Origin of the sequence: Roseivirga ehrenbergii, from assembly GCF_001593005.1 — a bacterium.
GTDB classification, from domain to species: Bacteria; Bacteroidota; Bacteroidia; order Cytophagales; family Cyclobacteriaceae; genus Roseivirga; species Roseivirga ehrenbergii.
This window is the reverse complement of the sequence record NZ_LQZQ01000001.1, coordinates 275,179-288,644: the sequence shown is the minus strand read 5'-3', so window position 1 is coordinate 288,644 and position 13,466 is coordinate 275,179. Positions and strand designations below refer to the sequence as shown.

Below are 13,466 nucleotides of genomic sequence, written 5' to 3'. Positions count from 1 at the left end.
TTTAAATAAGTCTTTATTAGGTTGAAATGAAAATAAAAAACATCTTAAATTTAATAAACTTTAATTTAAAGCAAATACAGACTACTATAAATTTAGGTGTATGACTTTTTTATTAGTTATAACTACTATATTTGGTTGAACCAACCTCAGCTACTCTATGATGCTCAAACTTAGATCACAATTATTGGCCATTAGCTTTATGCTAATGTGCATGATGTCTTGTAATTCGGTTAAAGATGAGAGCACCATTGTTTTTGGTGAATTAGAACCAGAAGAATTTAGTGCTTTTTTATCGAGTTCGGAACTCGAAGTTATTCCGTTGGCTACTGATGAGGTGGTGATTGGTGATTTCAGCATGGCGAGAAGTGCCGATAATGAATACTTTGTCTTTTCTGGTCAAGAAGGTAAAGTGCACCGTTTTGGTAGTTCAGGTAATTTTATAAATACCATTGGCCAAATTGGTGACGGCCCAACGGAATACAGAAGCCCAGCTGGTTTTGTGGTCTCTAACGATAGTTTGGTAATACTTACATATAAGAAAGGCTCATCCTTATTTTATTATTCAAAACAAGGCGATTTTCTTAAATCCATGGATTTTGAAGAAAGCAGTTATGTGTCTTTTGAGCTGACCGACTACGGTTACATGTTTTCTACAGGAGCCAATAAGGTGTTTGAGAATAAGCACAACTTACATAGCCGTAATTTTAAAGGCGAATTGATCAGTAAGTTCTATCCTATTATTGACAGAGCCATGTTTTCTACAGGAGCTAATAATTTCGGTAGAGGAGAAAATGGAAGTCTTTACTTCGAGCCATTTAATAATCAGGTATATAAAGTTGAAAAGGATAGCTTAATTCCTACCCATAAATTCGATTTTGGTGATTTCAACCTAAAAGAGAATGCCTTTGATAGCGAGGATCCTTTTGAGAATTATGAAAGAATTATGAATAATGGTACGGCCTTTATTCTGGCCTATTCTGAATCAGAAAACTATGCCTACTTCAATATAATGCTTCAGAAAAACCCTGATAAGCCTAAAGCATTTCATTTATTGTTGAATAAGAAAACAGGAGAGTCTAAGCTAATAATGAGTTTGGAAGAAACTGCTCCAGCCTTTCAGTTTATGGATGGAGATCGTTTGCTTTTTCTTTTTCATGAGGGTGACATGCTGAATTTAGAGAAGGGAAACCCTGGGCTTTTTGGAAAACATCAACAGGTGATCGACAACATTCAATCAGATGACAATCCAATAATCGTAATTGCTAAAATTGATTTCTGATGAAAAAATCCACGCCCTTATTTTTCGTAATTGTTGCCTTGATGTTGTCCTGCTCTTCAGGTCCAAGAAAGCTTGTGCTCCCAGAACTGCCTGTGGTTTCTACCCAACCCGAAGCCGAAAACGCAAAATCTCCTTTTGACCTCACACGAAAAACATATGTGGCTTACATTTATAAGAAGTGGCAAAAAGATAACCTTTATAGAATCGAGTTGGCAGTGGCTGATTGCATTAAGAAGAATATGGATTACCTCATTTATGTGGAAGCTGACTCAGAAACTGAGGTAAAACAGTGGTTGACAGAATTGGACTACAAATACTCGGTAGTTCTAGATAAGGAATCTCTTTTTAGAGAAGCCAATGGAGAATCCATAGAGGGGTACAATGGCTATATTATAAATAAGGATAGGGAAATATTAGGTAGCCCGACCATTCAGTACCGCAAATAAATTTATAGTTAATGTAAATCAAGACCAATTAGAGTTTGGTCGACACATGTCGACCTCTATTGAGAATTAATTTTTGTGAGAAACTTAAATAACTAGTCAATTAGTTTTTTGAAATCATATTTTAGCATTATTTTGGACTATTATGAAAAGATTTTTTTTGATATGCACCTGTTTCCTATTGTGTTTAGCTTGTAAAGACCAAAAGGTAGAGGTTGAAGAGGTAGACCAAGAAGCCTTAAGAAAACAAGTGCAACCTACTGAGGTAAAAGTGGCAACGGCAGAATACAGACCCTTCGAATTTTTAGTGAGCGCTACAGGTACCATCGAGTCCGACTATGAACTGGAAATTATTTTTGAAACGGGTGGTTACTTAGATAAACTCAGTATCGAGAATGGGCAAAGGGTAAAGAAAGGTCAAGTTATAGGTCAGCTACAAAATGAGAAAGAGAAGTTCGCTATTGAAAAGGCGCAGGCCGCTTACAATAAGGCTTTGGTGCAATACACAGATGACTCATTAGGTTATAGTAAGCATAATGAGGTGATGTTGAGAAATTTATCTTTGAAATCAGGTCTTGTTGACGCTGAAATTAATCTTCGCGAAGCTCAAATTAATTTAGATAATACCATTATTAAGGCGCCTACTGATGGTGTAATTGTTGATTTAGAAACTAAAGAAGGAAGCCTTGTTTCGGCAGGAAAAGTACTTTGTTCAATTTACAATGATAAAAACCTTACACTTACGGCTAAAGTTCTAGAGCCCGATTTCGGTTATATCAAACGTGGCCTTCTAGCAGACGTTTATCCGCTAGCGCGAAGAGATCAATCTTTTTTGGCCACTGTTAATGAAATTAACCCAAGGGTGAATGAAGAAGGAATGGTGCAGATAGAGTTAAAACTGAACCAATCAGAAGGGCTTTTACCAGGGATGAGTGCTAGCGCCATTATACGTGTACCTCAGGAATTACATATCATCGTACCAAGAGAAGCGGTGGTAATTAAGCAAGGGAAGCCAGTTATTTTTACTGTGGTAAACGGAATGTCTCAGTGGAAATATGTAGAGATAGGCCTTGATAACGGAACGGATGTAGAAGTGCTAGATGGTCTTAAAGAAGGCGACCAAGTAGTATTGACCAACAATATTCAATTAGCGCACGATGCTAAAGTTAGCATTGCCGAAGAAGACCTCACCAACTCTAACCAGTAAGCGATGGTTAAATTTCTGATCAATCGACCTGTTGCGGTATTCCTCAGCTTTATAGGCTTTTTGTTTTTTAGCTTTTTAGCCTTACAAAGGTTGCCGGTTTCTTTATTACCCAATATTGAAGTGCCTGCTATTATAGTTAAGGTAAACTATCCTAATAACCCGCCTAGTATTATTGAGAATAGCATCCTCAGCCCAATCCGTACTTCGCTAAACACGCTAAATAACCTAAAGTCTGTTGAAAGTATTGCTAATAGTGAAACGGGAATGCTCAAGTTGCAATTTGAGTTTGGCACTAGAATGGACTTGGCCTATATCGAGATCAATGAAAAAATTGATAGGCTTCAGGAAAATCTGCCGCGCGATATGGATAGGCCACAAGTGGTACGAATCAATACTTCAGACATTCCAATTGCTAGAATTCAGGTAATTCCTAAAGAAGGAAGTGACTACACACAAACCTCAGAACTAACCGACCGAGTTTTAAAGAAAAGAATAGAGCAAATTAGTGGGGTGTCCATTGTAGACGTTAACGGTTTTCAAGGTCAGTTCATAAGCATTACACCAGATTTAGACAAGATAAGAGCACTTGGTCTTTCCGAACAACAAATTGATCAGGTTTTACAGGGTGCCAATCGCGATTTAGGTAGACTTTCGGTAAAGGATGGTCAGTATCGATATTTTGTCCGAATTGCCAACCGCTTAGATAATATTGATGAGATTGAACAACTTCCAATTATCAATAGAGAAGGCGATGTAATTAAGTTAAGTGCAATTGCTGAAGTTAAGTTTCAGTCCGATAAAAGGCAGGGCTATCACTTGAGTAATCAAGAAGAGGGCTTGGTGGTAACCGTTCATAAGCAGGCCAAGGCCAAAATGACGGAATTGACACCATTGCTTTATGAAGCAGTGGAGGAGTTTAAAAAGGATTATCCGCAAACGAACTTTGAGCTTACTCAAGATCAATCAATTTTGCTCAATGCTGGAATCGATAACTTAAAAACCAGCCTTATCTATGGGGGCATCTTCGCCTTCGCAGTACTTTTCCTTTTTATGGGAAATGTACGCATGCCAATTATGATGGGAATTACACTTCCCATTTCACTTCTGATAAGCTTTTTGTTCTTCTATGCTTTTGGCCTTTCTGTAAATATTATTTCACTTAGTGGCTTAGCGCTTGGTTTAGGAATGCTGATCGATAACTCAATTATTGTGATCGACAACATTACTAGAAAAAGGAAGGATGGATTAGATATAGTTGAAGCCTGCGTGCAAGGAGTAAATGAAGTAATGACCCCACTTATTAGTTCTGTATTGACCACCTTGGCAGTATTCGTTCCCTTAGTTTTCCTTAATGGACTTTCGGGAGCATTGTTCTATGATCAGGCGCTTTCCGTGGCCATTATCCTAGGTACATCATTAATGGTAGCTTTCGTGCTATTGCCATTGCTTTATCGTAAGTTTTTTGAAAATCTGAAAAGGCCAATAAAGGAAGATAGTCTTTTTTTTAAAGGGATTTTGAAATTGTACAAAGCCATTTTTAGTGTGGTTTGGCGATTTAAAACCGTAAGCCTTATTCTACTGATTGCCTTAATTCCTCTGGCCTATTTTATGATTATAGGCGCTCATAAAGAGGGCTTGCCGGCCATCGAGAAAACAGAAACTTTGGTAACTATACAATGGAACGAACCGCTAGATGCTGAGGAAAATAAAAGAAGAGTGTTAGACCTCATAGCTAAAACGGCTGGTTCTACTCAAAGCGAATCTGATATTGGGCTCAAGCAATTTTTATTGGCCGAACAGAGTAATTCTATTGAAAGTGCTGAAGTGTATTTTAAGTCTGAGTCTACCGATGCTAAATTAGATTTGGAGAAAAAACTGACGGCTTTTATAACGAATAACTATAGAAATGCTTCCTTTCAAGTAGAGGATGCTCCAAACGCTTTCGATCAAATTTTTAGTTCAGATCAAAAATTCTTTATTGTAAAGTGGAAACAACTTTCTGGTAATGAACGTCTTGACGAAGAAATGCTTGCTAAGCTTGAAAACGATGTAGCAGAAATCGTAAATGAGCCACCGCGCCCTGGAAATGGTTTTCAGTTTGGTGAGTCTATGGAGGCCGTGATTGATAATAAAGCTTTGTCTTTTTATGGTATTTCTGAAAACGCCATGAAAGATGCACTTTCAAAAGCTTTGGATGGTTATATGGTTACTGAAATCAGACGTTTTGGTGAGGTGACACCAATTTGGATTCAACGCGGATCAGAGGATTTTAGAAGTAAACTAAATGGCATATCCGTACAAGGAAGAGGTAATCAATCGTATCCGCTTTCGAGCTTTGTTAAATTCGAGTACATTAAAGATATCAAGGCGGTAACCGCTGATAAAACGGGGATCTATCAGAGTTTAGAATGGGAGAACCTTGATGATGCTTCTATTGAAAAGCTACAAGCGCAATTGCCGGCAAAGGCAGCTCAATACGGTCTGTCTGTCGATTTTGATGGCGCTTATTTTCAAGGACGAGAAAACCTTCAGCAGTTGATTTTCATTTTGATGATTTCTGTACTCCTCCTTTATTTCATTTTAGCCGCCCAGTTCGAATCATTAGTTCAACCTTTAATTGTCATTTTCACTTTACCACTTGGTATATCGGGTGCGCTTTTGGTATTAATGATTTCTGGAGGAACGCTCAATGTAATGTCGGCCATTGGTATAATTGTAATGCTAGGAATTATGGTGAACGATGCCATTCTAAAAATTGATACCATAAACAGGTTAAGGGAAGAGTTTTCGTTAAGCGATTCTACAAATACCAAACGCCAAATATTACAGAATGCCATAGCAAAAACTGGTCAAATAAGGCTAAAACCTATATTAATGACCTCGATTACAACCATTTTGGCATTGTTGCCTGTAGTCTTCTCTAGTGGAATTGGTGCAGACCTTCAGCGGCCGCTGGTTTACACGGTCATTGGCGGTTTGACAATCGGTACTTTTACAGCCCTTTTCTTTGTTCCACTTTCTTATTGGGTAATCAGTAAGAAGAAAGATTAAGTTTTCGGTTACAACGATCAATTATCGAACAGTTTTTTTATAGCTAAGGGCTTAATATTCATTTTTAAACTCTCCTAACTTTTGGGGTTGCTCGCATTTCTCTCTAGTTCTCTTCAAGCTCAGTTTTCAATAGTGGGTTGAAAAATATCTAGACTTAGAAAGTAACCTATCTAAAGTTTAGCGTTTTGCTTTTATCTATCTAGGAATTCAAAGTTTGTAAAAAGACAGATAAGGCCGATCATGGAAAATTATGCCCACCTAACGCAACCTATTGAGGGTAAGCGGTGTCTTGATTGTTGAACAACAGATACCAGTAAGTAATTAATTAATAGAGCCCTCATAAATATACTTGCAATTGATCTTATATCTTTTATATATTTGGCGCGGCAGATTCTATTATTTAAATATTTGTAGTTAAAATATTAAATTATGAATAGTGGTCAGTTTTTTTTTAGCCTTACATTATGAAGCGTCTTACTCTTATAACTCTCCTTATACTTATTCAAATTAAGGTGTATGGACAGCAATACAGCCTAAAGGATTTTAACTTAGAAGGAGATATAAACTCTTGGTACAGTACACGTTTCGATTCGGTAAATATTAAACCGATGACAGGAGTACTTGCTAGTTTGGCTTCACAACGCCCAAAGGTCAATGCTTTTTTTACAGAGAATACGCTGGACTGGATGAAGGCCAGCATTATGTATGATAACCAGCGCTACGATAATGTTCGCATTAAGTATGATATAGAGCAGCAGCTTGCGTACATCTCGCATCCATTGAATAAACAAACCATTACCCTAGATCAAAAATTAGTTAACTGGGTTAAAACCCCTGCCGGAGTATTTAAACCAAAGAATGACGCAACAGGCTACTACCTGATAATCTTTGAGGGAGAACAGCTTTCACTTGTTAAAGAAAGCTCAAAGCGTTTGGTTATCCAAAACCGTGAGTTTGACTATGCACGTACGGATGAACTCTATTTATTGACTAATAATGAGAAGGTGCGCATCAAGAATAAAAAGTCTTATCTAAAACAATTCCCAACACACAAAAAGGATATAAAAAAGTTTATGCGATCACAAGAATCTCGTGAAATAAATAGAATGGGTAAGGAAAGTTTCCTGATCCACTTGGCCAAGTACTGTGATAACCTTTCTATCCAATGAGAAAAATAATCGCAATTAGCTTATTGGTATTAAGCCTCAATGGCTTTGCCCAGCAAAATCAACCAACTTTTTCTGGAACTTATGAAAGTGCTCCATTTGAGAAGGTTGTTTTGGATATGGAAGCCAGCTTGGCTTATACTTTTTTCTACAAAAAAGAGTGGATTGATTCGTTGCAATTCACTGGCGTATTTAGTCAAACACCTTTAGAAACTGCACTAAACAAGCTTGTTGAAAATACTTCTTTACGCTTTTACTTGGAGGGGCAAAAAGTATATTTAACTAACGGAATTACCATTATTACTACACCTGAAATAGTTAGTAATGTTTTGGCTCAAGCGAATAAGCGAAAGGAAGAGCCAAAGGCAGATGAAGCAAAAGAGCTTCTTTTTACCAAAGAGTTTAAGGGCGAAACACAGAACAGCAAAGACCTAGAAAATTATGTTTTTGAAGTGGGAAGTAGAGCCCAGTTCAAAGCGGGAAGTAATTCAACGCTGGTAGGTTATATTAAAGACAATAGTACTGGAGAACCTGTGGAAGGAGCGCTTGTGTATACCCCAGACGGAAATAAGGGGTCAATTTCGGGCAAGGATGGATTTTATTCTTTGAATATTCCGAATGGAAAACACGAGTTACAAGTGCAATTCACAGGAATGAAACGAGCCAGAAGAAATATTATTCTCTTTTCAGATGGTCAGCTTAATATCGGAATGGATGTAGATGTAATTGCTTTGAATGAAGTAATTGTAGAAGCCAATAGAGGAGCCAATATTGAGCGATTAACTACGGGGGTTGAGCGACTCAATGTAGAGCAGTCTAGAACAGTGCCTGTGGTTTTGGGTGAAAAAGACATTTTAAAAGTAGCCACTACCTTTGCTGGTATTCAAACTGTAGGAGAAGGCGCAGCAGGGTTTAATGTTAGGGGAGGAAAGTCTGATCAGAACCTATTCCTTTTCGAAGGCGCTACAGTATATAATGCATCACACTTTATGGGCTTCTTTTCAGTATTCAACTCTGATGCCCTTCAGGGAATGGATATTTTCAAAAGCGGTATTCCTGCCAGCCGTGGAGGAAGATTGTCATCAGTTTTTGAAATCGCAGCCAAAACAGCCAATAAAGAAAAACTTGTTGTGGAAGGCGGGGTGTCACCAATTACATCTAGAGTAACGGCTGAAATTCCTATAATAGAAGGTAAATCGTCTCTTTTGGCCAGTGGAAGGGTTACTTATTCTGATTGGATTCTTCAGAGTGTGGCCCATTCGGATTTCAAAGGTAACAAGGTTTCTTTTAGTGATTTTATAGTTAAGTACGATCATGAAATCAATCAAGAAAACAAATTGTCACTTTCGGCTTACCTGAGTAAAGATGACTTTAGGTTGAGTTCCGATACACTGTTTTCATTCTCTGATTTCTCTTATATCAATGAGATGGCTTCAGCCAAATGGCTACACAGAGTAAACGAAACTATGGATGCTTCTCTAATAGCTACATACAGCAAATATGAGTATGACTTCGAGTCAACTCAGCTGGTGAAAAATGCTTTTGGACAAGATTTTGGAATAAAAGAGTATGGAGCAAGACTTGATATTAATAAGGATTTGCAGGCTGCTCACCAGCTCAATTTTGGATTGGAAGCAAAAAGATATGACATCAACCCCGGTTCTAAATCACCTATTGGCGAAGAGTCTATAGCCGCTGCGGTTCAACTAAGTCCAGAACAAGGAATTGAAGGGGGGCTCTATGTTTCTGATAAGCACGAAATCAATGAAAAGCTGAGTTTTAATTATGGTCTTCGATATAGTTTTTTCACATATTTAGGCCCAGGAGTTACCAGCCTTTATTTGGAAAATGCTCCTAAGAATGCCGACACCCAGACTGGTCAAATAATCCATGGAAAAGGTGACTTTATAAAAACATATCAAGGCCCTGAGTTACGATTGGCCGCGAGGTATATGCTAGGCGATAGTCGTTCTGTAAAGCTCAGCTACGATAAAAGTAGGCAGTATTTACACGCGCTATCTAACAGTTCATCCTTGTCACCCACTGATATTTGGAGGCTTTCAAACAGTTATATAAAACCTCAAACTGGCGATCAAATATCGCTTGGTTATTATGAAGACTTCCTAAATAGTGAACTAGAAACTTCACTAGAATTATATGCGAAAAAATTAGATAACCTGCTAGATTTTAAAACAGGAGCTGATTTTCTATTAAATGATAGAATTGAATCTATTGCGCTTCAAGGCCCTGGAAAATCATACGGTTTAGAATTGTCTTTGAAGAAATCCACAGGTCGATTGAACGGTTGGTTTAACTATTCATATGCACGTACTTTTATAAAGTTAGATGGAGAGTTTGATGAGGAAACGGTCAATAACGGCAAGTTCTTCCCTACCAATTACGACAAACCGCACACCATCAATTTGGTGAGTAACTATGAAATTACGTCAAGGTTTACTGTATCGTATAACCTTGCTTACAGCACTGGCCGACCTATTACTTTCCCTACAGGACTTTATAAGTTGAACGGGGTTGAAATTCTAAACTATTCTAACCGGAATGAATACCGAATTCCAGACTATTTCAGAATGGATTTGGGCTTTACTTTAAAATGGGGGCATAGAATAACTAAAGGGGCTCACTCTTTCTGGTCTGTCTCAATTTATAATCTTGTTGGTAGGAAAAACCCATTCTCTCTTTACTTTGATTTAGAAGATGGGGTAGTAAAAGGCTATAAACTATCTGTATTTGGCTCGCCAATCCCGACCATCTCTTACAACTTTAAATTCTGATGGAGATGAAAATAACTCACATAAGAACAAACCGATTTTTGGCTATAATTACCCTGTTTTTAGTAGCCACTATAAATACTATTGCCCAAACGGAAAACGTAAGAGAGCGAGTGTTTATCGATGTTAATACTCACGATTTACTTGTTGGAGAAACTCTTCAGTATTCAACTTTCTGTTTAAGTAATACAACAAACAAACCTTCGGCTCTTAGTAAATACCTTTATGTTGAATTAATAGGTGAAGGAGGAGTTGTTTTTCAGCGGAAACACCAGCTGGAAAATGGAAAGGCCAGTGGAGAGTTTTTTATTCCATCCAATACGGAAACTGGTCAATATTACCTTGTGGCTTACACTCGCTGGATGCGAAACTTCGATGATGTAGCTCAAGCACCACTTGTATTTATTAATCCATATAAAGGGCATACAAATGCAGATGTTTTAACCGAAGATGTAACGGTAGATTTTAATACAGTTTCAGGTGTTTTAATAGCAAACGCTGCCAATAATGTGGTTTTTAAAGTGAGCCAAGGCAATAAACCGCTGATAAGGAAAGGCCGAGTAATTAGCGAAGATGGAAAGCAAATAGTAGATATTAATAGCGATGCCAACGGCTTTGGCGCTTTTGAGATTAGCCCTGAAATGGGAAAGTCTTACCAAATGCTTATAGAAAACCCTGAAGGAGGATTTAAGTTCTTTGATCTGCCATCTGCTACAGACACAGGTGTGGGGCTAAATATTTTGCATAGTGATGCTGAAATTGAATTGAAGCCGTATGGTGATGTGAAAGGTGGTAGGCTTTACATTGAGCATCAAGGAAACGTAGTTTTAGAGCGCGATGTACAGAGTACCTACCCAATTAGAATAAAAAGAACAGAATTACCTTATGATGTTTTAAGGGTTTCTTTCAAAGATAGCCGAGGAAGGTTAAGCTATTTGGTTCCTTTGTTCAATACAAAACTTGGTTTAGAAACATCACCAACTATTCTTGAAACCCGATCGCCAGCCGTAATTGAGCAACAGCTCGCTAAAGGAAATTATAGTGTTTCTATTCGTAAATCATATGGCAACCAAACACCGCAAATGTATGCGGCTTTCTCTAAAGAAGGCCTTAGTTTACCAGAAAACCTTGATTACACTGAACTACAAAATGCAGCAAGTTTTTATCAAATAGACGAAAAAGAATTACCTACCAGCATTTCATTTTTACCAGAGTACCGTTATCAATTGCTTGAAGGTGTCTTGAAAGCAGAAAGTGGTTCAGCTTCTGTGGAAAATAAAAATGTTATACTTAGCCTGACCGGTGAAAAAATTCTGAATATGTCTGTAGCAAGAACAGACAGTGAGGGGCGATTTTTGCTCGAGTACCAAACAATGAATCGAGGAAAGCAAACGGATGCTCACCTTACCATGCCTGAGTTTGAAAGCGAATATTCCTTTGAGATTAACGATAACTTTAAGAAGCAACATCAGTTGGATTTCTCTCCAGTGATTATTGATACAACTCAACTTGCAGAAATTAGAGAGCGTAGTATCATCAGCCAGCTAGAAAACGCCTATTTCACACCTCTTGTTGATTCTTCAGAAACAGAAAACAATATTTTACCAACAATGAGCGCCTTTAATGCTCATTACGAATTCGATGATTATGTAAGGTTCCGTACTCTCAAAGAGCATTTAGTAGAGTACATTTCTGTGGCGGGTGTAAGAGAGAAACGTGGCGTGAAACGTTTTGTGGTCTACGATTTAGATTCAAATTTTGATTTTGAGTTGGAGTCATTGGTGTTGCTAGATGGTGTGCCGGTTCACGCCCCCGATTTATTAGAATTCAGTCCATATAGAATAAAAAGTGTAGACATAGCCAATAAACGCTATTTTTTAGGCTCTTATATCGCAGATGGAGTACTAAGTTTCAAAACTATAGAGGGCAACCTTGGAGGCTTTGAAATAAAAAACAATCATATGGCTTTCAGTTTGTTGACGCCTGAAGCAGAACCAAAAACTGCAGGAGGAAACCACTTAGAAGACCTGAGAATTCCAGACGCTAGAATTCAATTGTTATGGGCGCCTGAATATGAGGTAGCCGAAGACGGAGTAGAACAAATTCAATTCAACACTTCAGATGTAGAAGGGGATTTTGAATTGGTGATTGAAGGTTTTACAGAAGAAGGAATTCCAGTTTCAATAATTAAAAAAATCAAGGTAAAAGAGCGTACGAATGAAAAAGGTTAATTACAAGACATTAGCCAAACTCTGGTTGTTAATGTTGGTGGTGTTTGCTACTACTTCTTGTATTGAAGAGATAGAAACAGCTTCTTTTACTTATGATAAACTTTTGGTAGTAGATGCCAATATATCTGACCAAGCAAAAGCTCATGAAGTACGTTTGTCTTATACTACTCCAGTAGATGGAGACGTAGATGATATTTTCAATGCAGTTTCAGGAGCAGAAGTTTGGATAGAAGATGACCTTGGCAGTCGTATTGATCTCTATGAGCAAAGTGCGGGTGCTTATTTTACCGCTGACACTTATGCTGGCGAGGCAGGCAGGAGCTATTCGCTGTTTATTACAACCAACGAAGGAAAGCGCTATCAATCCTCATTCGAAAAATTGGTGGCAGCACCAGAGGTGAGTGACATCTACAATCGTTTTGCAATTGAATCAACTGACCAAGAGGGGGGTGCTACACCTGGAGTTCAGTTTTTTATCGATGTTAAAGAGGCAGACCAAAGCACTCAGTTTTATAGATACGAATGGACTGATGCTCATCAAGTAATGGTTCCCTTTGTCAAAAAGTGGGAAGCCACTCCGTATTATGTAGGCTTAGCTATGTACTATAGAATTACTCCTTTTAATGAAGATGTGCAGGAATGTTACAGAGAGAATCAATTTAAGGAGCTGATACTGGCTACATCAGCTACGAATATTAATGGAGAGTTGAGTGAAATACCAATTAGTTTTTCTCCAGCTACTGATTTCGATGTCACCACCATGTATTCTATTGAAATTACACAGCGAGCTATAAGCCCGCAGGCTTATAGCTACTACCGAAAAATTAAACTCTTCAACGAATCAAACGGTTCGTTGTTCGATAAGCAACAAGGTATAATTGTAGGGAATATTCGGTCTATTGACTCTCCTGATGAGCAAGTGTTAGGTTATTTCGAAGTGGCTGGCGCAAGTAGCAAAAGGGTTTTTTTAGATCCTTTTGAGTTAGATCCTGAAGTTTATGAATATGTAACTAAGCCTTGCGAAACATATTCAGCTATGGATTTTGACGGATCATTGACCACCTTTTATGAAGCTACCGACCTTCCTGAAGATTTGAGAGGTACTGTAATTCCTATACGTGAACTTTATGAGCTTTACGATTACGATCAGTATACTGGTACTAAATTCTTGGCTCATCGCCTTTGTGCAGACTGTAGAAAGAGAGGTAGTCTTGGAAAACCAGAGTGGTGGCAATAATATGGATTGAAAGGAATGTAGTTATTCAATGTAGAGTTATTTCAATATGGCTCTTCCGGTCTT

8 protein-coding genes are annotated in these 13,466 nt (G+C 38.0%); all 8 read left to right on the top strand.

What is annotated here, in order from left to right; genetic code table 11:
• Nucleotides 1–157: 157 nt before the first annotated feature.
• The 8 genes from MB14_RS01325 (at nt 158) to MB14_RS01290 (ending at nt 13,403) form a co-directional block, all read left to right on the top strand.
• Nucleotides 158–1,279, top strand: a complete 1,122-nt coding sequence (locus tag MB14_RS01325; protein ID WP_062587875.1) for a DUF4934 domain-containing protein — start codon at nt 158–160, stop codon at nt 1,277–1,279.
• Complete coding sequence (locus MB14_RS01320) at nt 1,279–1,725, top strand: hypothetical protein (protein WP_062587873.1); 447 nt, start codon at nt 1,279–1,281, stop codon at nt 1,723–1,725. The genes MB14_RS01325 and MB14_RS01320 overlap by 1 nt, the downstream gene beginning before the upstream one ends.
• A 142-nt stretch (nt 1,726–1,867) precedes the next feature.
• The gene (locus MB14_RS01315) at nt 1,868–2,929 is read left to right on the top strand and encodes an efflux RND transporter periplasmic adaptor subunit (RefSeq protein ID WP_084375917.1); all 1,062 of its coding nucleotides are present in this window, start codon (nt 1,868–1,870) and stop codon (nt 2,927–2,929) included.
• A 3-nt stretch (nt 2,930–2,932) separates the two neighbouring features.
• A complete protein-coding gene (locus MB14_RS01310; protein ID WP_062587868.1) occupies nt 2,933–5,980 on the top strand; it encodes an efflux RND transporter permease subunit in 3,048 nt (1,015 codons plus the stop codon).
• 464 nt (nt 5,981–6,444) lie between these two features.
• Nucleotides 6,445–7,149, top strand: a complete 705-nt coding sequence (locus MB14_RS01305; RefSeq protein ID WP_062587866.1) for a hypothetical protein — start codon at nt 6,445–6,447, stop codon at nt 7,147–7,149.
• Nucleotides 7,146–9,938 (top strand): TonB-dependent receptor, encoded by a 2,793-nt coding sequence (locus MB14_RS01300; RefSeq protein WP_062587864.1) that lies wholly within the window; start codon nt 7,146–7,148, stop codon nt 9,936–9,938. The genes MB14_RS01305 and MB14_RS01300 overlap by 4 nt, the downstream gene beginning before the upstream one ends.
• A gap of 5 nt (nt 9,939–9,943) precedes the next feature.
• Nucleotides 9,944–12,166: a hypothetical protein gene (locus MB14_RS01295; RefSeq protein WP_132644097.1), complete on the top strand. Its 2,223-nt coding sequence runs from the start codon at nt 9,944–9,946 to the stop codon at nt 12,164–12,166.
• Entirely contained in the window at nt 12,153–13,403 is a 1,251-nt protein-coding gene (locus MB14_RS01290; protein WP_062587860.1) for a DUF4249 domain-containing protein, read from the top strand. The genes MB14_RS01295 and MB14_RS01290 overlap by 14 nt, the downstream gene beginning before the upstream one ends.
• The last annotated feature ends 63 nt before the right edge of the window (nt 13,404–13,466 follow it).